Annotated in this window: 19 protein-coding genes; 14 read left to right on the forward strand and 5 right to left on the reverse strand. The window is 62.2% G+C overall.

From position 1 onward, the window contains the following. The first annotated feature begins 21 nt into the window (after window positions 1-21). Together SMD27_RS03645 and SMD27_RS03650 are read left to right on the forward strand one after the other, a co-directional pair. Window positions 22-1458, forward strand: coding sequence for an amidase (locus tag SMD27_RS03645; protein ID WP_320506965.1), 1437 nt, complete (start codon window positions 22-24; stop codon window positions 1456-1458). Window positions 1459-1469: 11 nt separating this feature from the next. Further along, window positions 1470-2522, forward strand: coding sequence for a histone deacetylase family protein (locus SMD27_RS03650; RefSeq protein ID WP_320506966.1), 1053 nt, complete (start codon window positions 1470-1472; stop codon window positions 2520-2522). Between the two features lie 3 nt (window positions 2523-2525). On the opposite strand, the gene SMD27_RS03655 is transcribed toward SMD27_RS03650, so the two are convergent. Together SMD27_RS03655 and SMD27_RS03660 are read right to left on the reverse strand one after the other, a co-directional pair. After that, entirely contained in the window at window positions 2526-4790 is a 2265-nt protein-coding gene (locus SMD27_RS03655) for a tetratricopeptide repeat protein (RefSeq protein WP_320506967.1), read from the reverse strand. An 82-nt stretch (window positions 4791-4872) separates the two neighbouring features. After that, entirely contained in the window at window positions 4873-5328 is a 456-nt protein-coding gene (locus SMD27_RS03660) for a MarR family winged helix-turn-helix transcriptional regulator (RefSeq protein ID WP_320506968.1), read from the reverse strand. A gap of 281 nt (window positions 5329-5609) precedes the next feature. Here SMD27_RS03660 and SMD27_RS03665 point away from each other — a divergent pair, with 281 nt between their 5' ends. The 4 genes from SMD27_RS03665 to SMD27_RS03680 all read left to right on the forward strand — a co-directional run bounded on the left by SMD27_RS03665 (window position 5610) and on the right by SMD27_RS03680 (window position 10912). Beyond that, window positions 5610-6029: an organic hydroperoxide resistance protein gene (locus SMD27_RS03665; protein WP_320506969.1), complete on the forward strand. Its 420-nt coding sequence runs from the start codon at window positions 5610-5612 to the stop codon at window positions 6027-6029. Window positions 6030-6240: 211 nt separating this feature from the next. Further along, complete coding sequence (locus SMD27_RS03670; protein WP_320506970.1) at window positions 6241-8169, forward strand: AsmA family protein; 1929 nt, start codon at window positions 6241-6243, stop codon at window positions 8167-8169. Between the two features lie 44 nt (window positions 8170-8213). Further along, entirely contained in the window at window positions 8214-9155 is a 942-nt protein-coding gene (gene coaA, locus SMD27_RS03675) for a type I pantothenate kinase (RefSeq protein ID WP_320506971.1), read from the forward strand. Between the two features lie 230 nt (window positions 9156-9385). Beyond that, entirely contained in the window at window positions 9386-10912 is a 1527-nt protein-coding gene (locus tag SMD27_RS03680) for a YifB family Mg chelatase-like AAA ATPase (RefSeq protein WP_320506972.1), read from the forward strand. A 26-nt stretch (window positions 10913-10938) separates the two neighbouring features. Here the strand turns inward: SMD27_RS03680 and SMD27_RS03685 are convergent, their stop codons facing one another. Then, a complete protein-coding gene (locus tag SMD27_RS03685) occupies window positions 10939-11979 on the reverse strand; it encodes a zinc-dependent alcohol dehydrogenase family protein (protein ID WP_320506973.1) in 1041 nt (346 codons plus the stop codon). 103 nt (window positions 11980-12082) lie between these two features. On the opposite strand from SMD27_RS03685, the gene SMD27_RS03690 reads away from it, so the two are divergent. The 4 genes from SMD27_RS03690 (at window position 12083) to SMD27_RS03705 (ending at window position 18431) form a co-directional block, all read left to right on the forward strand. Then, window positions 12083-12496 carry a lysozyme inhibitor LprI family protein gene (locus tag SMD27_RS03690; protein ID WP_320506974.1) on the forward strand — a complete coding sequence of 138 codons (414 nt, stop codon included), beginning with the start codon at window positions 12083-12085 and terminating at the stop codon, window positions 12494-12496. Window positions 12497-12594: 98 nt separating this feature from the next. Continuing rightward, complete coding sequence (gene ade / locus SMD27_RS03695; RefSeq protein ID WP_320506975.1) at window positions 12595-14337, forward strand: adenine deaminase; 1743 nt, start codon at window positions 12595-12597, stop codon at window positions 14335-14337. Between the two features lie 171 nt (window positions 14338-14508). After that, complete coding sequence (locus tag SMD27_RS03700; protein WP_320506976.1) at window positions 14509-15846, forward strand: DUF2252 family protein; 1338 nt, start codon at window positions 14509-14511, stop codon at window positions 15844-15846. Between the two features lie 212 nt (window positions 15847-16058). Next, entirely contained in the window at window positions 16059-18431 is a 2373-nt protein-coding gene (locus SMD27_RS03705; protein ID WP_320506977.1) for a sensor histidine kinase, read from the forward strand. A gap of 120 nt (window positions 18432-18551) precedes the next feature. Here SMD27_RS03705 and SMD27_RS03710 read toward each other — a convergent pair whose 3' ends face one another. After that, on the reverse strand, window positions 18552-19397 hold the full coding sequence (locus tag SMD27_RS03710; protein ID WP_320506978.1) for an MBL fold metallo-hydrolase: 846 nt from the start codon (window positions 19395-19397) through the stop codon (window positions 18552-18554). Between the two features lie 202 nt (window positions 19398-19599). Here SMD27_RS03710 and SMD27_RS03715 point away from each other — a divergent pair, with 202 nt between their 5' ends. Continuing rightward, window positions 19600-20859, forward strand: a complete 1260-nt coding sequence (locus SMD27_RS03715) for an MFS transporter (RefSeq protein WP_320506979.1) — start codon at window positions 19600-19602, stop codon at window positions 20857-20859. An 11-nt stretch (window positions 20860-20870) separates the two neighbouring features. Here SMD27_RS03715 and SMD27_RS03720 read toward each other — a convergent pair whose 3' ends face one another. Continuing rightward, window positions 20871-21620 (reverse strand): response regulator transcription factor, encoded by a 750-nt coding sequence (locus SMD27_RS03720; RefSeq protein ID WP_320506980.1) that lies wholly within the window; start codon window positions 21618-21620, stop codon window positions 20871-20873. 254 nt (window positions 21621-21874) lie between these two features. Here SMD27_RS03720 and ribA point away from each other — a divergent pair, with 254 nt between their 5' ends. From ribA to SMD27_RS03735, 3 genes are all read left to right on the forward strand, one after another. Further along, window positions 21875-23053 carry a GTP cyclohydrolase II gene (gene ribA / locus SMD27_RS03725; protein ID WP_320506981.1) on the forward strand — a complete coding sequence of 393 codons (1179 nt, stop codon included), beginning with the start codon at window positions 21875-21877 and terminating at the stop codon, window positions 23051-23053. 74 nt (window positions 23054-23127) lie between these two features. Next, entirely contained in the window at window positions 23128-24492 is a 1365-nt protein-coding gene (locus tag SMD27_RS03730; protein WP_320506982.1) for a hypothetical protein, read from the forward strand. Window positions 24493-24571: 79 nt separating this feature from the next. Then, window positions 24572-25120, forward strand: coding sequence for a L,D-transpeptidase family protein (locus SMD27_RS03735; RefSeq protein ID WP_320506983.1), 549 nt, complete (start codon window positions 24572-24574; stop codon window positions 25118-25120). Window positions 25121-25127: the final 7 nt, after the last annotated feature.

Below are 25127 nucleotides of genomic sequence, written 5' to 3' on the forward strand. Positions count from 1 at the left end.
AATCAGGGGAGCGACGATTTCATGAGTAATGCCGAGCTTTGCTATCTCAGCGCCACCGAGGCCCAGAAGCTCTTCCGGAAGCGGAAACTGTCACCGGTCGAACTGATGCAGGCCGTGATCGACCAGGCAGAGGCGGTGAACGGGAAGCTCAAGGCCTTCACCTTCACCCATTTCGACGAGGCGATGGATCAGGCGCGCGCGGCGGAAGCCAAGTTCATGTCGCGCAGCAGCCGCGTCGGCGCCCTGGAGGGCTTGCCGATCGCCGCCAAGGATGAGAGCTGGATCGCCGGCAAGCCGACATCTTACGGATCGCTCATTACCAAGGACCATATCGCCGCAACCACATCCCCGAACAATGAGCGCATCCTGAAAGCGGGCGGCATTATCCATGCGCGCTCGGCCACGCCCGAGTTTTCCTGCGCTTCCTTCACCCATTCGCGGCTTTGGGGTGTCACCCGCAATCCCTGGAACACGCGCTACACGCCGGGCGGTTCTTCGGGTGGATCGGGCGCTTCGCTGGCCGCCGGCATGTCGGCACTGGCAACCGGCTCGGATATCGGCGGCTCGATCCGCATTCCCGCCGCAGCCAGCGGCGTCGTCGGCTTCAAGCCGCCGCATGGGCGCAATCCCGATGATGCGCCCTTCAATCTCGATCCTTACTGCCATACCGGCCCGATGGCGCGCTCGGTCCAGGACGCGATTCTCTTGCAGAACGTGATCTGCGGCCCGAGCCCGACGGATATTGCCAGCCTGCGACCGAAGCTGCGCTTGCCGAGCGAATACAAGCCGATCAAGGGCTGGAAGATCGCCTATTCCCTGGATCTCGGCTTCTTTGAGGTCAACAAGGATGTGGTTGCCAATACCAAGAAGGCGCTGAGCGTATTCCGCAGCCTCGGCGCCACGGTTGAAGAGGTCGATCTTGGCTGGGGGCCCGAAGTGCTGAAAGCAGGCGCCAACCACCTCGATCATCTTTTCGGCACGATGATGGCGAATTATGCCAGGAAGCATCGCAAGGTCATGACCAAATATGCCGTGCGCTTCGCCCGCGAAGCCAGCAGATCGACGCCGGCAAAATTCCTTTCGGCGATGGAAACCGCCGGCAAGATGTATGAGACATTCGGCCCGATGATGGAAAAATACGATGTCTTCATCTGCCCCACCAATGCCTTGCCGGCGGTTAAGGCGGATTACGAGCCGGGCGTCGACAGCCTGCGCATCAATGGCAAGGTCAGCGCGCTGCATCCGATGCTCGGCTGGTGCATGACGACGCCCTTCAATACGTTAAGCCGCTGCCCTGTTCTGTCGGTCCCCACCGGCCGCGCCGGCAACGGCGTTCCCACCGGCATGCAGATTGTCGGCCGCACCTATTGCGATGCGGATGTCTTCCAAGCCGGCATGGCCTACGAAACGGCGGTCGGCGGCTGGTATGGCGACAAACGGCGCCGGCCGAAGCTCTAGGAGGAGAAACGATGCGCACCGTCTATAGCGAGGACCACCGGCAGCACGATGCCAATATGGAGCTGATCGAGGGTAAGCTGGTAAAGGCCCACGAGATGCCGCGCCGGGCCGATATCGTTCTGGACCGGGTCAGGCACCAGAAGCTCGGCGAGATCGTCACACCGCAACGCTTCGGCCTGGCGCCGATCCTGCGGGTGCATGACGAAGGCTTCGTCACCTTCCTGCGCGACGCCTGGAACGATTGGCTGAAAAGCGGCCGCGACTTCGACGCGCTGCCCCATGTCTGGCCGGTGCCGGGCCTGACGGTGCCCGGCCGCAAGCGCGGCTCGCGGATCTCCAAATCGATCGATGGCAAGATGGGCCATTACGCGATCGATGCCGGGACGCCGATCACGGCGGGCACCTGGACGGCCATTACCGGCGCCGTGGACGTCGCCATGACCGGCCAGAAGCTGGTTGCCAGCGGCGAACGGGCGGTCTTCGCCCTTTGCCGGCCACCGGGACATCATGCCGGCTCGGATTTTTATGGCGGCTATTGCTTCTTCAACAATGCTGCGATTGCTGCCCAGGCTTTTCTCGATGCCGGCGCCAAGCGGGTCGCCATCCTTGATGTCGATTACCATCACGGCAACGGCACGCAGGAGATCTTCTACAGCCGCGACGATGTGCTCACCATCTCGCTGCATAGCGATCCGGATCAGGAATTTCCCTATTACCTCGGTTATGCCGATGAGATCGGGCAAGGTGCGGGTGAAGGCTATCACCTCAATCTCCCGCTCCCCTGGGGCACCGCCTGGGCCAGCTATGAGGCGGCCTTGCAGCAGGCGATGGCACGCATCCGCCAGTATGGGCCGGACGTACTGGTCGTCTCACTCGGCCTCGACACTTTCGAGCACGACCCGATCTCGCGTTTCAAACTCACCCATGACGACTACCTGCGCATGGGCGAGGTCATCGCCAAGGCCGATCTGCCGACCCTGTTCGTCTTCGAAGGCGGCTATGCGGTGGAAGCGCTCGGCGTCAATACCGTCAATGTCCTCAGCGGATTCGATCAGGCGGCATAACGCTCAATGTTCCAATAGATCCAGATCGGCCTGCGCGATATCGAATTCCACGAATTCGCGCAGGCCGCTTCTGATCACCGCTTGCAAGCGGCGGCTGCCTTCGGCCTTGTCGCCGCGCAAGAGCGCCAGCTGGCCGAGATAGAAATCGACATCGAAACGTTGATCCGCCTGGCTCATGGGATCGCCCTTGGCAGCGGCCGCCGCGACTTGATCGAGATTGATCTTGCCGAGAAAGAAATCGATCACCGGCTGCGGCCAGCTCCTCCGTGAGCGATCATTTGCATCGCCGAAGGCGGCATTCGCCTTTTTCGACTGTGCGCGTTTAGCCGCATAGGTTTCAAGCACCGCCTTGGCTTTCGCCGACTGGCCCGTCCGCGCCAAGGCGATGTAAAGCAGCAAGGCGTTAAACGGTTCGTCGGAATCCAGGGCAGCTGCCTTTTCGAAATCGGGCACGGCTTCGGCGGCTTCGCCGGCAATCAAATAGGCCGTTCCGCGATTGGCATAATAAACGCCGACTTCCGGCGCCATGCTGATGATGTGGCCGAAATTGGCGATCGCCGCGTCGATCCGGCCACTGGAAAGATTGCAGAGGGCAAGCCCATTTTCCGCCTCCACGTCATGGGGGTCGAGGGCGAGGGCACGCTTGAAGTCTGCCCGTGCCTGGTCGTATCGCGCGAGCCGATGATAGAGAAAGCCGCGATCGCGCAACGCTTCGGGCCATTGCGGATCGAGCGAGATGGCACGGTTGTAATCGGCCAAAGCAAGATCTGGCTGGCGCAAATCCCGATAGGCATCGCCCCGTTCATCGGCGGCGACGGCGCTTTTCGGCTGCACGACGAGGGCGGCAGTCAGGTCTGCCACCGCCGCCTGGTTCCGCTTCATCGCCCGATAGGCGAAAGCGCGGTAGAGCAGGACATCCGGTGAATGGGGAAAGTCCTGCAATACCTTGCCGAAGGCCTCGGCCGCCAAGGCGAGATTGCCGGGCTGGTCATTGCCACGCTGGAGCAGCGCACGGCCATAGAGATAGCGTGCTGGTGCCGAGCTCGGATCGACAGCAACGGCCTTGGCATAATCGCCCAGGGCGGCATCGCTGTTACCCAGGCTGTCGCGCCAACTGGCGCGCTGCAAATAGAGCTCCGCGCGATGCGGATATCGCGCGATGGCGATGTCGAGATCGGCGATGGCGGCCTGGCCCTGATCCGGATTGTAGTGATCGTCGGCCGGATGGGCCTTAATGAAGGCGTCGATCGCCGCGTCGCGCGGAAGATAAGGGGCGACCCTGGCGATCAGAGCGGAAACCGGCGCGGCGGTGCCGAGAAAGTCGTAATAGTTCGGATCATTCCACGCCAGAGCGAGCCGGTCGGATTGGCTGTTGTCGAGGCCATCGACCCCGGTGATGGCGATGGCCAAAGCGACGACCGGGGGGCGGTCCTGACCGGGTCGATCCAGGCTGGCCCCATGTTTTGCCGCGCTGGGTGCCAGGAGAAGCGGGCCACCGGAATTGCCGGGCACTGTCACGCAATCATGCTGCCAGCCGGAATTGTGCGTCTGGCCAACGATACGGCACGAAGGATCGCGCCAAAGTGTGCGCATCGGCTTGTCGCCCGGCAGGCCGATGCTGGTCACCCGCAGGCCCTCGCCACGCCTTGTCAGATCGCGTGTGCTGCGTGGCGCCAGGCGAAAATAGCCATAGCCATATTGCGGTGCCCCGAGGCAGCGGTCGAGCTTGAGCAACGCCCAATCTTCCCAGCCGTTTTGCAGCATCGCCCGGGCGCGCTGGATCAGCGGGCTACTGTCCTCAGCCGGCACATAATTGCCCCAGGCCACCGGGCGAGCCGGGGTTTCGTCGGCGAAATGCCGGGCGCCATCGAAATCAGGCCCGATTTTGCCCTCGCCAAGATAGAAAGTGGCGACGGTCTTATTATTGATCGCCTGACCACCACCGGCGACATGATAGGCGGTGAGGATATGGCAGGGGGAAACGAGGAAGGCCGTTCCCGCTACGGCGTCGGATTTATTCTCATCCAGTACCAGAAGGCCGACCGGTGCGAAGGTGCTGTCCTTAAGACGCGGCACCGCAACGCGATCATCGCCGCCCAAGGCGACGGCTGCCGCCGGATGCGCCAGAAACGGCGCCGTGACCAGCCATAGGAAAAAAGCGAAAAGGCAAGAGTGCCGGTACGTAAATGCCTTCCTCGCGCGACCATGCACGGCGATCCGGTGGGATGTCGCCGGCAGAACCGTCATGTACGCGGACAGGGTGATCATGCCAACCATCGAACACGGAGTCGCGGCGACGCGCAAGGGCCGCGAGGTTGTTGCTTGCTCAGATGAGGTTCTTTAGCGCTGCCTAGTCTGCGGCGGCATTCAGCGTGTCGCGAAGCTGCACCAGGTTCTGTTTCAGCACCAGCAGGTTCTTGGCATTGCCGCCGCTGGCGTCGACAATCTGTTGCGGGACTGAACGGGCTTTCTCGTAGAGCGCCTGGCCTTGATCCGTCAGATGAATATTTACCTGGCGCTCGTCATCTCTCGCCCGTTCGCGGCGGACGTATCCCGCTGCTTCAAGGCGTTTCAACAACGGCGTCAGCGTTCCGGAATCAAGATGCAGCCGTTGCCCGATATCCTTCACCGTCATGCCATCGCGTTCCCACAAGACCAGCATGACCAGATATTGAGGATAGGTGAGGTTCAGCACATCCAGGAGCGGCTTGTAAGTCCGCGTCAGGGCGTGGGCGGCGGAATAGACGGCGAAACAGAGCTGGTTATCGAGCTTCAGCGCCGGATCGTCATTGCTTCGCTTCGGCATATAAACCTCACAGGCAGTAAGCTGACAGCGTAATAGGAGATAAATGTGCCACAATTGAATTGTACACTATCTTTTTGCGCATAGTTGGTCTGCTTGGATATCGATTGTAGTCAATTAAATTGTGCGCAATTCTCTTTTCACCCGCACGGCGCGGCAAAAGCGGTCCAGCGGATATCGCGGCGGCATAAAAGGGCGCTAAAGTGAAGGCCCGCCTACTGAATTCCATCGCGGCGCCAGCCTATCGGCGATCCGCTATCACAACGAGAAGCAGGAGAGCGATCATGAAGGTTTTGTACTCGACCCAAGCCACCTCCACCGGCGGCCGCGACGGCGGCCAGGCTGTCAGCAAGGACAAGGCACTGGACGTTAAACTGTCCCTGCCGAAGGAATTGAATGGCCCGGGTGGCAGTGGCACCAATCCCGAACAGCTTTTCGCCGCCGGCTATTCCGCCTGCTTCCTGAGCGCGATCAAGTTCGTTGCCGCCCAGCAGAAGGTGCAGGTGCCAGGCGACGCTTCTGTCACCGCGCAGGTCGGCATCGGGCAGATCGAAGGCGGTTTCGGCCTTGAGGTTGAGCTGAATGTCGCGCTGCCCGGCATCGATCATGGGAAGGCCGAAGCCCTGGTCCAGGCCGCTCACAAGGTCTGCCCTTATTCCAATGCCACGCGAGGCAATATCGACGTGAAGCTCAACGTCGCCTAACGAGGCACGCGATCAATTGCCTGAAGGCCGGATACGGTATTCAGCCCTATCCGGCCTTTGCATCTCCGGAGGCCATCAGGTCCTCGCCGGACACCACGCGCAAATGTGACCGCGGCAGCGATCATCGAATATGTGTGGATGACAGAAACGTCGGAACATCGGACGCCCCAGCGCTGTTGCCTGGAATGTGCAATCGCCGTGAGGTGCGCCGATGGCAAAAGCACTCAAGATCGTGGCCTGGGTTTTTGGAGGCCTTCTTGTTTTGGTCGTGCTGGCAGCAGGCGGCGTCTATCTCTTTGCGACCTCGGACTATGTCCGGGCTCAAATCGAGAACCACGCCAATCAGGCCAGTGGCCGGCAAACGAAAATCGGCGATCTCGTCATCCACTGGGGCCGTACGACCCATATCACGTTGAAAGACGTGGAGGTCTCGAACACCGATTGGGGCAAGGCACCCCATATGTTCGAGGCCAAGGCCATCGATCTCGACATCCGTCTCTTGCCGCTGCTCTGGGGCAAGGTGGACATTCCGAAAATCACCTCCGACGCACCGAAAATCGCCTTGGAACGCAATGCCAAGGGCGAATCGAATTGGAGCAAGGAGCAAAGCCCGGCTGCCGTGACAACGGCGAATGCCGTCAAGCCGGAAGAGCGAAGCGAAGCGCCGGTAATCGGCCTCCTGCGCATTCGCGACGGTGAAGTTTCCTATACCGACAAACCAAAAAAGCTCGACCTCAAAGGCAAGGTCAACACCGCCCTCGGTGCGGCGGCGGGCAGCGAGCAGGTCGAATTGAAGCTCGAGGGCACATTGGAAGGAAAGCCGCTGGCGCTCAATTTCACCGGCGGCTCGGTCATCAAATTGCGCGAGACGACACAGCCCTACCCCGTCGACCTCAATGTCTCCTTCGGTCAGACCAAGCTCGCCTTAAAAGGCCAGGTCGAGGATCCTTTCCAGTTCAAGGGCGCCGATGTGACCCTCGATCTCAAGGGACCGGATCTGGCGGAAATCTTCCCGCTGCTCGGCATACCGGCACCGCCGACGCCGCCGTATCATCTCAGCGGTAAACTGAGCCGCAGCAAGGACGTCTGGAAGATGACCGATATGTCCGGCCAGGTCGGCGATAGCGATCTCAGCGGCACGATCGAAATCGACAAGCGCGACAAGCGCAGTTTCCTCAAGGCCAATCTCGTCTCGAAGCAATTGGACTTCGACGATCTCGGTCCGCTGGTGGGCATCCCGCCCGATACCGGCAAGAACAACACGGCATCCGCAGAACAGAAGAAGAAGGCGCAGGAAGCGAAGCAAGAGGGCAATCTCTTTCCCGATCAGCCGCTCCATGTCGAGAAGCTAAGAGAGATGGATATGGACGTGACCCTGGATGCGCGGAAGGTGACGGCGGCACCTTATATCCCGGTCCAGGCGCTGAAGGGCCATGTGAAGATCGATAAGGGCAAGGCCGAGGTCGATCCGCTGGACATGGCAGTTGCCGGCGGCCGGCTTACCGGCAAACTAGGCCTGGATGCCAGCAATGAAACACCGAAAGCGAGCGCTAATATCGATTTCAACGATTTCGATCTCAAGACCTTCTTCCGCAATTCGAAATATTTCGACACCACCGCGGGTAAGGTCCAGGGCCGTGTCGATCTGGCTGGCCATGGGCGGTCGCTTGCCAAGGTCTTCGGCTCGGCCGATGGCGATGCGGCAATGGCAATGACCGGCGGCTCGATCAGCGAGCTGCTGGTGCAATTGGCCGGCCTCGATATTGGCCATGCCCTCATCCTTTATATTACCGAGGACCACCGCATTCCGATCCATTGCGCGATGGGCCGCCTGGCCTTCCGCGACGGCATCGCAACTTTCGACAAGACCGCACTGGATACGACGAAATCGGTACTTTACGTCAAAGGCAATACCGGCCTGAACAACCAGACCGTCGACATGCAGATCGTCGCCGATGCCAAGGATTTCAGCCTGCTCGACATCGATGCCCCGGTCATCATCAAAGGGAAATTGCGCCAGCCGGCGATTTCCATCGGCAAAAAAGTGCCGATCCCGCTGATCGAGCCTGGCGGCGCGAAGGATCTCAACTGCCAGCGCATGATCACCGAAACCCTGGCGCGCGATAAGGTCACGCAGTAAAACGACTGGACTGCGTCTTCGATCGGCAAAAGGGGATTGGGCCGGTGGCCTTATCGGGATATTTGAGTTTCGCGCGTGAGGATTGGGCCGAATTGCGCTCCAACACGCCGCTGACCCTGTCGGAACACGACCTCTCCATATTGCGTGGATTGAACGAACGCACCTCGCTCAGCGAGGTCGTCGATATCTACCTGCCCCTCTCCCGCTTGCTGAACTTGCAGGTTCGCGCCGCCCGCAATCTCAGCGGAGCCAAAGACGCCTTTCTCGGGCGCCTGGCCGGCAGCCGGCCCTATGTCATCGCCATCGCCGGCAGCGTGGCCGTCGGCAAAAGCACGCTCGCACGCATCCTTCAGGCTCTGATGGCGCGCTGGCCGGATCATCCGCGCGTCGCCCTCGTCACCACCGACGGCTTCCTGCATCCCAACCGGCTGCTGCAGGAGCGCGGCCTGATGCATCGCAAAGGCTTTCCCGAAAGCTATGACCTGAAGCGCATGGTGCAGTTCCTCGCCGACCTCAAAGCCGGCGAGCCGGAGGTGCGGGCGCCGGTCTATTCACATCATGCCTATGACATCCTGCCCGATGAATGGCAGATGGTGAGCCAGCCCGATGTGCTCATCTTCGAAGGGTTGAATGTCCTGCAGGCCGGCGGCGCCGCGAGTTCAGGACAGCGGCCCCCTTCCGTCATCATTTCCGACTTCTTCGATTTCTCGCTCTATATCGATGCCGAAGAAGCGGATATCGAATCCTGGTATGTCGAGCGCTTCCAGTTGCTGCAGCGCACCGCCTTTCGCAAGCCGTCCTCCTACTTCCATCACTATCGCGATCTGTCGCCCGACGAATCCGTGGCGACGGCGAAACGGATCTGGGCGGAGATCAATCTCGTCAATCTGCGGGAAAACATCCTGCCGACGCGGGAGCGAGCTCATCTTATCCTGAAGAAGAGAGCCGATCACGCCATCGGGGAAATCCATCTGCGGCAGCTCTGATCACCGCATCTTGGCCCCTTGGCATGACCTCTCGCTTCCATCGCGCAAATGACCCCATCAACGGCGCATATAAAGCTCGTCTTTGGCGAAAGCGCCTTGTTGTTCACCTCCTGGGGATGTAGCTTCTGGCGAGGTGATCGTCACAGGAAGTAGACAGATGGTGCGGATCCGTTTCGCCGAGCCAGGAACGATGCTGACCCAAGCGGCAGCGAAATAGCGCGCGTCTCACCATGGTGGCCCGTGTTCGAACCGTCGCCTTCCAAGGCATCGATGTCCTGCCGGTGGATGTGCAAGTCCAGGTCTCCGGCGGGTTGCCGGCTTTCACCGTTGTCGGCCTGCCCGACAAGGCGGTGGGCGAGAGCCGCGAGCGGGTCCGGGCTGCCTTGGTGGCTATCGGCCTCGCGCTGCCGCCCCAGCGCATCACCGTCAATCTCGCACCAGCGGATCTCCTGAAGGAAGGCAGCCATTTCGATCTGCCGATTGCCCTCGGCTTGCTGGCGGCGATGGGAGTGATCTCGGCTGAGGACGTCGCCCAGCAGATGGTGCTGGGCGAATTGGGCCTGGATGGCTCGATCGCACCCGTTGCCGGCGTGCTGCCGGCAGCCCTCTATGCGGCGCGGAGCGAGATGAGCCTGATCTGCCCGGCGAAGCAAGGTGGCGAAGCCGCGTGGGCCGGCGAGATCGAAGTGACCGCGCCGCCCAATCTGATCGCGCTGATGAATCACCTGAAAGGCACGCAGGTCCTCTCGCCTCCGGTGCCGCGTGTCGCCGAGGATGCCGGCCCCGATCTCGACCTCCGTGACATCAAGGGCCAGGAGAGCGCCAAGCGTGCCTTGGAAGTGGCGGCGGCCGGCGGGCACAACCTGCTGATGATCGGCCCGCCCGGTTCCGGCAAATCGATGCTGGCGGCCCGCCTGCCCGGCCTGCTGCCGCCTTTGGAGCCGGCCGAGGCGCTTGAGGTCAGCATGATCCACAGCCTCGCCGGGCAATTGACCGAGGGCAAACTGCTGCGCCGTCGCCCGTTCCGCGATCCGCATCATTCCGCCTCCCTGCCGGCGCTGGTCGGCGGCGGGATGCGCGCCCGGCCGGGCGAGATCTCGCTGGCGCATCAGGGCGTACTTTTCCTCGACGAATTGCCGGAGTTCCAGCGCGCCACCTTGGAAGCTTTGCGCCAGCCTCTGGAGACCGGCCGCGTCTCGATCGCCCGGGCCAATGCCCATGTCACCTATCCGGCGCGCGTGCAATTGGTGGCGGCGATGAATCCTTGCCGCTGCGGCCATCTTGGCGATCCGACGCTCGGCTGCGGCAAAGCCCCGCGCTGCGGCCAGGATTATCAGGCGAAACTCTCAGGTCCCCTGCTCGATCGCATCGATCTCCATGTCGATGTACCGGCCGTCAGCGCCGCCGATCTCAGCCTGCCGCCGCCCGCCGAAGGCAGCGCCGAGGTTGCCGCCCGCATCGCCAGGGCCCGCACCTTGCAACGCGAACGCTATGCGGCACTGACAGGCGCTGCCGTCGGCGCGCCAGCCACCAATGCCGAGGCCGATGGCGAGATCCTGGAAAAGATCGCCACACCCGACCAGGCCGGCCGCAACCTGCTGACCCGCGCCGTCGAGAATTTCAAGCTCTCTGCCCGCGGCTATCACCGCGTGCTGCGCGTCGCCCGCACCTTGGCTGATCTCGATGGCAAGGACAGCATCGGCCAGACGCAGATTGCCGAGGCGCTGACCTATCGGCGCGTCGGCGTGGGGCGGTAGCTTTCCGCATCACGCCACGACCTCAGTTAGAACCTCGAAATCACCGTAATTCCGATCCCGCCGAATTTGTTCATTTCCATCAGCGCGGTCGGCGCTTCATCGAGGCTGATATGGCGGCCGATCAGTTTTTGCGGCGCGAGCTTGCCGGTTTTCAGCATGTTCATCATGGCGTCGTAGCGATAGGCCTGCATGCCGTGGCTGCCATAGATTTCCAGCTCATGGCCGATCACCTGGGCCATGGGGATCTGCGGCGTAGCCTCATCGGCCAGCATCAGGCCGATCTGCACATGGCGCCCGCGGCGGCGGAGATTGGCGATGGAATTGAAGCAGGTGGTGGGATGGCCGAGCGCATCGACCGAGACATGAGCCCCGCCCTTGGTGATCTCGCGCACCGCCCCGACCACATCGCCGGTTTCCTTGCCGTTGATGGTCGCGACCGCGCCGATTGATTTGGCGAAAGCGAGCTTGTCATCGGTCATGTCGATGGCGATGACATTGGCACCCATGGCGGCGGCGATCATGATGGCCGAGAGGCCGACGCCGCCGCTTCCATGCACCACTACCCATTCCCCCGGCTGGACCCGCGCCTGATCGACCACTGCGCGGAAGGAGGTGGCGAAGCGGCAGCCGAGGCTGGCTGCGGTGGCGAAATCGAGATTGTCCGGCAGGCGCACGAGATTGGCATCGGCAAAATCCAGCGCGACATATTCGGCGAAGGAGCCCCAGGCGGTGAAGCCGGGCTGGAACTGATGTTCGCAAACCTGATGATGGCCGGCATGGCATTCGCCGCAATGGCCGCAGCCGGCGACGAAGGGCACGGTCACCCGGTCGCCGATCCGCCAGTTCTTCACTTCGCTGCCGATCGCGGTGATCGTACCCGCCAGTTCATGGCCCGGCACATGGGGGAGCACGATATCGGGGTCATGACCCATCCAACCATGCCAATCGCTGCGGCACAGGCCCGTTGCTTCCACCTTCACAACGACGCCTTTCGTGCTCGGCGTCGGATCGGGAACCGTCTGCAAGCTGGGCGGTTCGCAAAACTGCTCGAATAGAACGGCTTTCATGGCATTCTCATTTGTTGAGTGTCATTGGTCAGCAACAGTGCAAGCATATCGGCGCGCCGGCCGGCAGACCAGTGCCGAGGTCAGACCGTATGAGGCAGTATCGATGATGAAATTGATTGCAGCGGTTTTTCTGGCAGGGACCGTGCTGTGGCTGGCCGAAGGAGCCGCTATCCCTGTCGCCAAGGCGGATGACATCTACGACCGCTGCATCGATCAATCGGACGGCACCAATGCCGCCTGGTCGCAATGCGGCGCTGCCTTCATCAAACGCGCCGACGACAACCTCAATGCCACCTGGAAGCGAGTCTATGGCGCGGCCGGCGGCCAGACCAAGCAAGATCTGTTGGCAGAGCAGCGAAAGTGGAACAGCTTCAAGGAAACAAGCTGCCGGTTCTATGCCAATGGCGATTGGGGCCGGCAGGGCCAGGTCCTGGATTATGCGGCCTGCCGGGCCGGTGTCATCGAGGAACGGACCAAAGCATTGGACGCCTACGGCAAATATTTCGCCCGGCAGTGACAGGTCGCACAAAGCCTGGGATTTCGTTCTTTGCGCGCCGGATGCTAGACTGAATTTCGACGTCTAGCACGCCGGAGCGACCGGCCGGAGAGTGACCGATGACCGAAAAGCGCCAGCGCATCGAACGGATCATCGACCAGGGCATGGGCCGGATGGAGGCCGACCTGGTCCTGAAGAATGGCCGTTTCCTGAATGTGGTCACGGGCGAAATCGCAACCGGCGACATCGCGATCTGCGGCGACCGCATTGTCGGCACCTATGACGCTTATCGTGGCCGACGCGAAATCGATCTCAAGGGCCGGATCGCCGTACCCGGCTTCATCGACTGCCATCTGCATGTCGAATCGAGCCTGGTGGCGCCGGCGGAATTCGATCGCTGTGTCCTGCCGCGCGGCACCACCACGGCGATCTGCGATCCGCATGAGCTCAGCAATGTGCTGGGAGTCGCCGGACTGCAATTCTTTCTGGATTCAGCCGAACAGACGGCGATGGATCTGCGCGTCCAGCTCTCGTCCTGCGTGCCGGCGACCCATCTGGAAACCGCAGGCGGGCGATTGGACGCCGCCGATCTCCTGCCCTTCCGTGATCATCCCAAGACATTAGGTCTCGCCGAATTCATGAATGTGCCGGGGCTGCTCCACAAGGATCCCAAGGTCCTGGATAAGATCGAAGCCTTCTGGGATGCGCATATCGACGGCCATGCGCCGCTGCTCGGCGGCCACGCCCTTAACGCCTATCTCGCCTGCGGCATCCGCAATTGCCATGAGACCACCAATACCGATGAGGCCTGGGAGAAGCTGCGCAAGGGGATGCAAGTCTTCATCCGCGAGGGGAGCGCCTGCAAGGACCTGCATGCCTTGCACAGCATCATCTCCACGACGACAGCGCCGTTCCTCGGCTTCTGTACCGATGACCGCAATCCCCTGGATATCGCCGAGGAAGGCCATATCGATCATTTGATCCGCGAGGCGATCCGGCTCGGCGCCAAGCCGGCCGATGTCTATCGCCTGGCCAGCTGGTCGGCGGCGCGCAGTTTCGGCTTGCGCGATCGCGGATTGATTGCGCCGGGCCAGCGTGCCGATATCGTCCTGCTCGACGATCTCGAAAGCTGCGCCATCCATGCCGTGATCTCGGCCGGCCGGCTGGTCGATGACGAGCTCTTCGGCGCGCGGCGAATGCCGGAGGCGATCGGACGCAACTCGATCAAGCTTGCGCCCGTCGAAGCGGATCTCTTCCGCAGTCCCGCCGGCGGTCCCAGCGGACCGGTGATCGGTCTGCGCGAGGGCCAGGTGCTGACCGACTTCCTCACGTTGTCCCTGCCCTATCGCGACGGCGAGCGCATGCCCGATATCGCCAATGACGTGCTGAAGGTCTGCGTGATCGAACGGCACGGCCGCAGCGCCAGGGTGCAGAGCGGAAGCGTGAACGGCATCGGGTCGGTCGGACGCGGCTTCGTCAAAGGCCTGAAGCTGCCGCGCGGCGCCATGGCTTCCTCGATCGGCCATGACAGCCATAATATCTGCGTGGTCGGGGCCAGTGACGCGGATATGGCAGTGGCGGTCAACCGGCTGATCGAGCTGGGGGGCGGTTTCGCCGCGGCGGAAAGCGGCCGTATCGTGACCGAGATGCCCCTGCCCCTCGGCGGCTTGATGAGCGACCGGAATTTCGAAACAGTGGCGCAACAGATCCGTGGCCTGCGCCAGGGCATCCGCGATCTCGGCTGTCCCTTGGCCGAGCCATTCCTGCAAATGGCCTTCCTGCCGTTGCCGGTGATTCCGCATCTGAAAATCACCGATAAGGGATTGGTCGATGTCGATCGTTTCGAGCTGATTGCTGCGTGACACGTGGAAAGAGAATGTAGTGCGGCTGCAGCTACGTTTTAGCTTTCTGCGACATGGCGCTGCCGATCATGTCGTCATCGCCAAGGCCAGCGCGGCTATATTGATGCACGCATAAAGGCGCCGTCTTATTAGGGGGCGATCGGGAACGCTGTCGGGGGATAGAGCTTATTGATGCGTGCACGTAGAGCGAGGACGGTCGAGATAGACGCTGCCTATAGACCACCTGCGATTCGACGGTTGGTCGAACGTGATGCGGGCCGGGCATCCGGACTCTTGGTCCGGAAGTACCAGCGCATGGCGGCGGATCCCTTCGCCTTTTTCCGCGGCGCTGGCCATATCTTTCATGCCGACTTTCCCACCGGTTTCGACGAGTTCCCGCTCGTCTGGCTGAACGGCGATTTGCATCTTGAAAATTTCGGCACCTATCGCGGCGACAATCGGCTGACCTATTTCGACCTCGGCGATTTCGACGAAGGGGCGCTGGGACCGGCCAGCCGCGACCTGATGCGGTTTTTGAGCGGATTGCACCTTGCGATGCCGCTGCTGGGCCAGCCCGCCACGGTGGCGGACCGCTTGGCCCGCGCTTATCTCGCCGCTTATGCCAATGCCTTGCATGAAGGCAAAGCACTCTGGCTGGACCACCGTCTGGCCAGCGGCCTGATTGGCAACCTGATGACCAATCTCGAGCGCCGGCAAAGCTGCAGCGCCTGGCTGCGCAGCCGCGTCGAGGGGCAATATCACGGCCCCAGACGGGACAGCCGGCGCCTGCGCCTGGATGTCGGCAAGTTCATGCCGGTGCCGGCAGAATGGCGGGGCGCCGTCGAGCGCACAGTCGAGCGTCTGGCGAAGGACCAGGAACGGGCCGGCCAGGGCAGCTGGCATCTTCTGGATATCGCTTGGCGGGTCGCCGGATTGGGCACGTTGGGATTGCCGCGTTTCGGCGTGCTGATCCGCGTCGCGCAAGGCAGCGCCGGGCGGCCGATCACCACCGAGGGCGATCTGCTGCTGCTCGATCTCAAACAGCAGCCCGGCTCGGCAATGGCTCCCTATCTTCATCTTGACCAACCGGATTTCGCCAGCGAAGCCGATCGGATCGTCGCGATCGAAAACCGCCTGCAGGCAGTAAGCCCCGCTTTGCTGCGGGCAGTTAAAATCAGCGGTCAGAGCTTTACGCTGCGGGAATTGCAGCCGGAAGCCGACAAGCTCGATCTGGCAAAGATTCTCGCTTCAAGTGGCCATCTCGAGTCAGCCGACTTGGCCAAGGCAGTCGAAACCATGGGCCGGCTGACCGCCTGGGCGCAACTTCGAAGCGCCGGCCGCCAGGGTTCGGCCATCGCCGACCAATTGATTGCTTTTGCCGGCCGCAAGGACTGGCGGCCGGATCTCTTGCGCGCCGGCCGCGCCATGGCCAAGCAGACGGAGCAATTGTGGCGGAACAGTCGCGACTGGCTAAGCACGGAATCCGGACGGCTGCGGGACGCCGCCGCGCTTGCCACTATGCCCGCATAACGGGCGATCACGAATTCGTCATTTTACCTCGCTAATTATCCGTTAATTTTATCGTGTTACGCAACCGGAGTGGGACTCTGTCCCGTATCTTGGCGGCAGTCAGGCTGTCGGGTGACGGTGGAGCCCCGCACCATGAGGTTGCCGGATTGCTCGTGATCCGGAACGAAACGCCGCAGTCTCGGCTCGACCGCTTTTCCGGCCGGCCGCGATGAATGATTGATGAAACAGCGCAGTTCTGGATAGTGACGGCAGCAATACCAGCCTTTCTGACAGCGATGCCTGTGTCGCTGAATTTGGCCCTCACGGTATGCATCGCCGCTGCCTATCGCAGCCTGGGCGGCCGGCGGCTCGAGGGTTACGGCCGTCTCGGCCGCAGCCTGTGCGGCATCGCCTTGGGGGCGGCCGCCGCGGCTCTGGCCGTTATTGCCCCGCATGCCAGTGGGGCCGGCATGGACAGCCTGGCGGAAGCAGCCGGGCTTCAGGGCGCGATGCGGGCCTGGGCCATGGTATTGCCGGCCCATGGTGCCGGCTTGCTGATCCTTGCCGTCATGCTGTACGACCGCGTCATCGGCTTGCCCGCTTCCATCCTATTGCTGCTGGCCATGTTGCCCTTGGCCGGGCTATCGAGCTGGGCCATCATCGTCATGCTGCTGCCGGCCTGGCTGCTCGGATATGGCGATCGCTGGCTGCCATTATCTTGGCACCGCATTCTCGGCCGCTATGGCCTGGCTGCTCTCTTCCCCGCTTTACCGGTTCTGTGCCTCGCCACGGGTTTTGCCGCGTCCGGCAGTTGGACCATTCTGCCGGCCTTGCTTTTGGGCTTGCTGCATGTGCCCGCCTGCCTCGCGGTCCAGCATCTGCTCAAATTGCAGGAAGAAGAGAGCCAACCGCGCGACCTACAACAGGCGTCGCGGGCATCGAGTGAGGCGGGTGCCCCCCGGATGGCGGGATTAATTTCAACCGTACCGGCCACCGCGAAAGCCAAGCTCAACCCCGCTGTCCTGGAGCGGACCATTGCCGACCTGCCCGAAGGCATCGCGATCTTCGATGTCCAGGACCGGCTCATCGCCACCAACAGCGTCTACCGCAACCTGCATGCCGAATTCGAAGCGGAACTGAAACCGGGCGCGAGCTATGACGATCTGCTGCGGTTCGATGTCATGCGCCGCGGCATCACGGGCGGCGACGGCACCGAGGTGGATGCCACGCGGAACGATCCTGAAGCCGTTATCGCCGGGCTGATGCAACGTCACCGCCATCTACCCTGGCGCCAGGAAATGCGCCGGCCGAACGGCCAATGGCTGCGGGTGATCGAATCGCGTTCCGGCGATGGCGGCACCTTGCGCATCGTCAGCGACATCACCGCGGTCAAGACCCGGGAATTGCGGCTGACGGAATTGGCCGAACGCAATGCGCTGCTGGCGACCGCCATATCCTCAGTCACCAGCGGCGTCATCATCTGCGATGCGATGCGTGAGGACGTTCCGATCACCTTCGTCAATGCTGCCTTTTGCCGGATCACGGGGTACAGCGCCGATGAAGCGATCGGCCGCAATTGCCGCTTCCTGCAAGGACGCGACACCGATCCGGCGACACTGGAACGGCTGCGCCGTGCGATCGAGCAGCGCCGGCCGGTCCAGGTGACGCTGAAGAACTACCGCAAGGACGGCAAGCTATTCTGGAACGACCTGCATATCAGCCCCGTGGTCGACGATGACGGCAGCGTGCGGCAGTTCATCGGCATCATTCACGAGGCGACGGCGCGGATGCGGACCGAGGAATCCTTGCGCGAAGCGAAGAACCAGGCCGAGCTCGCCAATCGTTCCAAGACCGAGTTCCTCGCCAATATCAGCCATGAATTGCGCACGCCCTTAAACGCCATCATCGGATTTTCCGAGGTGATGCGCTTAAGGCTATTCGGCAAATTGGGCGCCGAGCAATATGAAGGCTATGTCCGCGACATCCACGACAGCGGCCAGCATCTGTTGTCGCTGATCAACGACCTGCTCGATCTCTCCAAGATCGAGGCAGGGCGATATACGCTATCGCCGGAACGCTGTCCCGCCGGCAATTTGCTGGATACCTGCCAGCGCCTGGTACGCGACCGCGCGACGATTGGCGGCTTGCGGCTATCCGCCGAGGTGGCGCCCGGCACGCCCGATCTTTTTGTCGACCGTCGCGCCGCGCTGCAGATCATCACCAATCTGCTGAGCAATGCGGTGAAGTTCACCCCCGCGGGCGGCAGCATCCATCTGAAGGTGGAGCCGCTCGACAGCGGCAAGGCCGGCAAGAACAATATCGAGGTAGCTTTCGTCGCCATCACCGTGCGCGACACCGGCATCGGCATTGCCAAAGTGGATATCCCGAAGGTCTTGGCCGCCTTCGGCCAGGTCGACAATTCCCTGACCCGCAAGCATGACGGGACCGGTCTGGGCTTGCCCATCGTGAAGGCCCTGACCGAGCATCACGGCGGCACGCTGACCATCGACAGCGAACCCGGCCGGGGAACCATCGTTCGGGTCACCTTGCCGGCAGCCGTGATGTCGGAACCGGTCAAGGAAGCGGTGCAGGAAACGCTTCTTTAAACGGTGCCGGCGATTTCAGGGCCGGGCCGCGCTGACGAACGCACCCTGCGGCAGAAAATGATCGTCTATATCGGAAGCCTGTAACCCTTGCCGCACGCCGCCGGAGGCCGGCGGCAATGATCAGGGTGTCAGGATCATGCCTTCCTGGGCCACCAAGGTCCCGGGCCGCTGTGCTTCGGCCTCACGTGCGATACTGTCCATCGTCGCGTCATCATGGCTGGGATCGTGGTGGAAAAGAACGAAGTTGCGAACACCCGCCAGCTCCGCCAGACGCGCGCCTTCCTGCCAGGTGGAATGACCCCAGCCGGCATGAGCGGGAAATTCGTCATCTGTGTAGGTGCTGTCGTAGATGAAGATCTCGGTACCGCGGATGAAGTCGATGACTCTCTGGTCGTGGTGGCCGATGCGATGTTCGCAATCCGTGATGTAGCAAATCGACTTGCCCTGCCATTCGATGCGATAGCCGGTAGCCCCGTTGGGGTGGTTGAGCGGTGTCGTGCGGATTTGCAAACCCGGATGGAGCTGCAAGGTCTCGCCGGCACGAAAATCGTGGTAGCTGGGATTGGAAACGAAAATATCAGGCGGCACGGGGAAGAGCGGTTCCACCATCATGCCGCACAGAGCATCGTGTAGATTGAGCGGCGGCGCGAGATGGCCGGCCCAGAGGCGGATGACGCTGTCCTTCTGAAAGAGCGGCGCGAAGAACGGCACGCCGACCATATGGTCGAGATGCGTATGGGTGAAGAACAGGTCGGCGGTGACCGGCCCCTGTTGGGAGCATTGCGCCATGAGATGCTGGCCCAGCGGGCGCAAGCCGCTGCCACCGTCAAAAATCAGCAGATGGGGACCGCAACGCACTTCGAGGCAAGAAGTGTTCCCGCCATACCGCGTGTAATCCGGCCCTGGACAGGACAGCGAACCGCGCACGCCCCAAAAGCGTAGCGAGAAACTATTTGCTGTCGTCACTGCACTCTACCCCCGTACAGCGTCCCCGGTTGATCGGTGGCCGTCACCCACAGCCGTAAGCCAAGCCGCTCGCGTTCCGGTCGGCCAACTCTCCCCTTGGCCCTCATCCCTGAACACCGTTTCCGCTAGGCGGTTCGGCTGGATGATGGCATTGTTTAACGGCCTTGCAAATCATTATCACCATATTCCGCCAAGATAATTTATGCCTTTACATTCTAGATATTCTACGCCAAGGCCGACCGCAACGGCCAGTCTGGTTCCTGCGCATCAGCTCGGCGAGGATCGCAGACGGACAGATTGGGGACAGGTCGTTTTTGGCCTCTCGCTCAGTTGCTTTGTTGCATTCCAGCAATTCAAATTGCCGCCCCTCCTGCCGCGCCTACTGGCCGAATTCAACTATAGCCCGACCATGGCCGGCAGCTTCATGTCAATTTATGCGCTGGTCGGCTTGGTCGCCTCGATGCCGATGGGCCGATGGTTGCGCCGGCACGGCTACCGTCCCGGCTTGATGATCGGGCTGGCGGCAGCGGCTCTCGGCTTGCTGCTCGCGCTCGGTTTCGCGCATTTCGCCGGTGCGATGCTTTTGGCCCGGGGGCTGGAAGGGCTGACCTATGCGATTTTTGCCATTGCCGGCCCGGTGATCGCCACCGAGGCCGCCAAAATCCGCGACTTGCCATTGGTAACCGGCCTGCTGGCGGGCTGGATCCCGATCGGTCAGATTGCCGCAGGTCTGCTCGCTCTCGCTTGGCCGGACTGGCGGACGATCTGGCTCCTGGCGCTTGCCCTCACGCTGGCTTTGACGGTCCCGAGCTGGCGGTACCGCAACCATCGCCCCGTAAACCGGTCGGCCGATGGCGCAACAAAGCCGCAGCCGGGGGCAAAGGCGGCCAATCTGTCCGCGGCTGCGATCTTTCTTCTCTGGTCCGGCCAATATTTCGCCTTCATGACCTGGCTGACCCAGTTCCTGATTGAACGGCACCATTTGGACCCGCATCGAGCCGTCGTCATCTACCTGATCCCGGTGGTCGTCCTGCTCGCCTTCAATGTCATCACCGGCTGGGCGCTGGGCCGTGGCCTCCGGGTTGCGCCGGCTCTCCTGATCTGCCTGCTGCTGCAGGCCGGCGTCTGGGCCTCGATCTCGGTGCTGGACGGCTTGCCGGGTTTGATCGCTTTGATCGTCTACGGCATTTGCGCCGGCGTGACGCCGACCTGCCTTTTTCACTTGCCGCATCTGATCGCGGCAAGTGAGGGCGCGGCCACACGTGCTGGCCCGGAAGCTTTCGGGACGCTGATGGCCGGGCGCAATATCGGGGTTTTTGTCGGGCCCCTGGTGCTACCGCAAATGCTGGCTTATTTCGGTGATTGGGACCTGGCCGCCGATTTCATCGCCGTGGCGACGCTGCTGGCGGGCGCCATCGTCCTCTTGCTGGGCCGGCATCTGCGCCGGCCCCAGCAGCATTAGGCGGCCTGACGTTAGACCACGAGGCGATAACCGCCTTGATCGGTGATCAAAATTTCCGCCTTGGAGGGATCGCGCTCGATCTTTTGACGCAGGCGATAGACATGGGTTTCCAAAGTGTGGGTGGTAACACCCGCATTATATCCCCAGACCTCGCCGAGCAAGGTCTCCCGGCCGACCGCCTCGCCGGCGCGATACAGATATTTCAAAATCGCCGTTTCCTTCTCGGTTAGGCGAATTTTCTTATTCGCGGCCTCGTCTATCAGCATTTTGACATTGGGGCGGAAGATATAGGGCCCGATATTGAGCACCGCGTCCTCGCTATGCTCATGCTGGCGCAGATGAGCGCGCAGCCGGGCCAGCAGGACACCGAGCCGGAACGGCTTGGTGACATAATCATTGGCGCCGGATTCCAGCCCTTGGATTGTGTCTGCCTCGCCATCGACCGCCGTCAGCATGATGATCGGCACGGTGACGCCGGCTTGGCGCATATCGGCGCAAAGTCGGCGGCCATCGATATCGGGCAAGCCGACATCGAGCAGGATCGCATCGAGCTTTTCGTTCCTCGCCAGTTCCAGGCCGGCGGCGCCATCGCCCGCCTCCACGGTGGCGAAATCCCCTTCCAGGGTCAGCTGTTCCGCCAGGGTGCGGCGTAAAACCTCGTCATCATCGACCAGCAGCACGCGCTTGAGGCCAGCCCCGGTCGGCTTTGGTGCCGCAGGGACAGACCCGGTGGAATTTGGCCCAGAGGATGGCAAGGACATGTTGTTCTCCAGCTTTCTTCGTCAGATAACATCCGAGCCGGCGACTGGCAAGATTGCCCACTGGCAAGACCGCCGCCGACCGGTCCAAGGCGGCTTGTCCGGGCTTGACCTGCGCCTGTCGGCCCTGCCAAATGCCGCTCCCTGAACCTTTCAGGGAATGGCAACCGCGACTGGACATACACCGCCTGGGTATACAGCGCTTGGGATGCCCCGGAAGTTCCGCCGAAAGCGGATAATTGGGTTTACGATTGCCGATGACGAATGCCGATCTCACCGCCAGAACCGCCACGTCACAGGCCACGGTTGAACGCTGCCTAGCCGAATTACGGCGTGGCGGGGCGATTGCGTTGATGGATGGCGACGACGCGATCCTGGCCGTAGCGGCGGAAAATCTAGAGGAATCAGTTTTCGCCTGGCTCAATTCAGCCGCCGGCACCGATGGCGTCCGCCTGCTGCTCACCGCCGAGCGCGCCGGTCGGTTGGGCTTGAAAACGAACCCGGCGGACACCGCCGGTGGCGAGGCCGTCTGCATCTGCCATCTCACGGCCGATCTCGCTGCCGAAGCGGTCAAAGGCGCCCTGATCCATCATGTTGCCGACCCGACAAGCACATCGCAGCCGGCCGGTGCCCTCGATACGGCGGTCCTCGATCTCGCCTTGGATGAAGACCCTGATCGCAGCCTATCGTCCAATCTGCGGCACGGTGCGATTGATCTGGCGAAGACCGCCCGATTGCTCCCGGCCATGGTGGTGGCTCGCGTGCCGGCCGCCGCGGTTGCCTATTGGGTCGCCTCTCCCTTCACGATGGACCACGCCGATCTGGCTACCCACCGGCGCATGCTGGCCAGCCAATTGCGCCGGGTCGGCTCGGCTCGTGTGCCGCTTGAAGGCGCCGAGCAGACCGAGATCATCGCCTTCCGCCCCTCGGATGGCGGCAAGGAACATCTGGCGATCGTGATCGGCCGGCCGGATCCGGACCAGCCGGTCCTGATCCGGCTGCATTCCGAATGTTTCACCGGTGATTTGCTGGGCTCCCTGCGCTGCGATTGCGGCGACCAGCTGCGTGGCGCCATCGAGCAGATCGCCAAGAGCGGCAGCGGTATCCTGCTGTATCTGGCGCAAGAGGGGCGCGGTATCGGCCTGATCAACAAGCTTCGCGCCTATCGGCTTCAGGATGCCGGCGCCGACACGCTTGACGCCAATCTGCAGCTCGGTTTCGGCGCTGATGAACGCGTCTATCAGCCGGCGGCGGAAATGCTGCGGCAATTGGGCATCGTCGCGGTACGGCTGCTCACCAACAATCCGGACAAGGTCAAGGGCCTGGAACATTGCGGTATCCGCGTGACGGAGCGCGTCGCCCATGCCTTCCCCTCGAACGATCACAATGCCCGCTATCTTTCAACGAAGGCGACCCGCTTCGGACATATGTTCTAAGTCGGGCTCGCCCCGGCGATTCGCTCTGGCATGGCGCTTGCGTGGTAAACGGCAGATCCAATGGAGAAGCCAGCGTGAGCGGTTCCGCTTTCAACTATAACGTCGCCTCAGGAGCGCTCCTGCCCAATCAGGGCATGAGTGTCGGAGGCACGCAGTCGAAGCGGGTCTATGATTGGAAATCCTTCCGCGCCAAAGCAGGCGCGGCCCAACCCGCTGCAACGGCACCGACAGCGCCGGCAAAGGCCAATGCGGCGCCGGCTTCGGCCCTGGCTCGCGGGGCTGTTTCGCAAGGTCCTGGGCTCGGCGCCGCTAGCGAGGCTGCCCTCAATAGATCGACGAATTTAGTTCGGCCATCCACAATAGCTGGTACGAATCTGCGGCCGGGCTCGATTGACCAGAGCCAATTCAAGGCGATGCTTGCGAGTGCGTCCCTGGGGGTGAATCCGTCGCCGAATATCCGCTCGGCAAATGGTTCGCCGGTGATAGGTGGAAGACAGCTCACATCGCCCTTGCCGGCGATCACCGGGCACTCGCCACTGGCCCCAGCCGGCATTCTTGCCGCCCAAGAGCAAGCCGGCACCGCTTCTGCAGCCGGCACAGCGCCCGCCGTGAGTGCAGGCATGGCGGGGGGCGCAACCGGCGCCATGGGCGGTGCTCCAGATGGGATTCAGACCCTGACCGCGGCACAATTTGCCGCCTTGACGGGCGCGCCGATCGAAGGACCGGCAGGCGATCAGGTAAACGCTGATTTCCAGCCGGGCTCCGCTGCAGGTCCGCCCATCGCTATACCGCCTGCCGTCCTGCCGGCGGAAAACGCATCGGCGGACGGTATCCCGCCGGACGCCCTGACGATGAGCGATGACGCGATCCCGCCCGACGGGCCGGCAGAACCAGCCGATGCGGATAAGGATGATGACGGCGTACTCAAATTGAACCGCATCCCCGACCGCGAAACCCGACAGGAATATGCCGCCAAGGGCATCAAATGGAAGCTGGTGGACGATCCTGAAGCCGACAAATTGTTCTTCGGCGAGGACGGCAAATTCGGTTGGGACGATTTTGTCGATCTCATCAATCCGCTGCAGCATATCCCCGGCATCAACGCAATCTATCGCGAACTGACCGGTGACCAGATTCACGGGGCGGCGGAATTACTGGGCGCCATGCCTTTCGGACCATTAAGCACGCTCGGCGCGATTGCCAATATCGCCGTCAAGTCCACCACCGGCCGGGATATCGGCGGTAATGTTCTCGCAATGATCATCGGCGACGACAAAAGCCCAGCCACCGATTTGGCCGCACGCGGTAAAACCAAGCCTGTCGATGGCGGAACCGCTTCAGCGGTATCAATTGCCGGCCGCGGAGCAACGGAACAGACCGCTGCTCTTCGGACGAATTGGAGCAACGGTCGGGGTCGCGATAATGAAGCTGATGCATGAGCCACATAACGTGCAGCCCGCCTTCCGACGCCGCAGTAAGCGGCTTTTCCATCACTTGGCGAGGCGCTAAGCTGCGCGCATGGAGCTGATTGTAACGGCAAGAGCCGGTGAAACGCGCGGTTGGGCGGAGCTGGACGGACAGCGTTACCGCTGTGCATTGGGCCGCGGCGGTATCGTCACTGACAAACGCGAAGGTGATGGCGGAACGCCGCTTGGCCAGTTCGCGTTACGGCGAGTGCTGTTCCGTGCCGATCGGTTGCCCGCTGACCTGGACGCTCCCTTGACGGGTGAGCTGCCGCTGGGAACTGCCTTGCCGCAGCAGGAATTGCAAAAGCAGGACGGTTGGTGCGACGACCCAACCGATCCCGCTTATAATCGGCCGGTCACGTTACCTTATGCCGGCCGACATGAAGTCATGTGGCGCGACGATCACCTCTACGATCTGGTCGTGGTGATTGGCCACAATGACGATCCCGTCGTGCCCGAGCACGGCAGCGCCGTCTTCATTCATCTCGCGCAGCCGGATTATCGGCCGACCGAAGGCTGCATTGCTTTTGCCCGCGCCGATCTCGAAGCGATCCTGGCGAAGCTCGCCCCTGGCGACCAGGTCCGTATCGATCTGATCTGACCGCTCG

It is taken from the genome of Dongia soli, from assembly GCF_034044715.1.
GTDB lineage: Bacteria > Pseudomonadota > Alphaproteobacteria > Dongiales > Dongiaceae > Dongia_B > Dongia_B soli.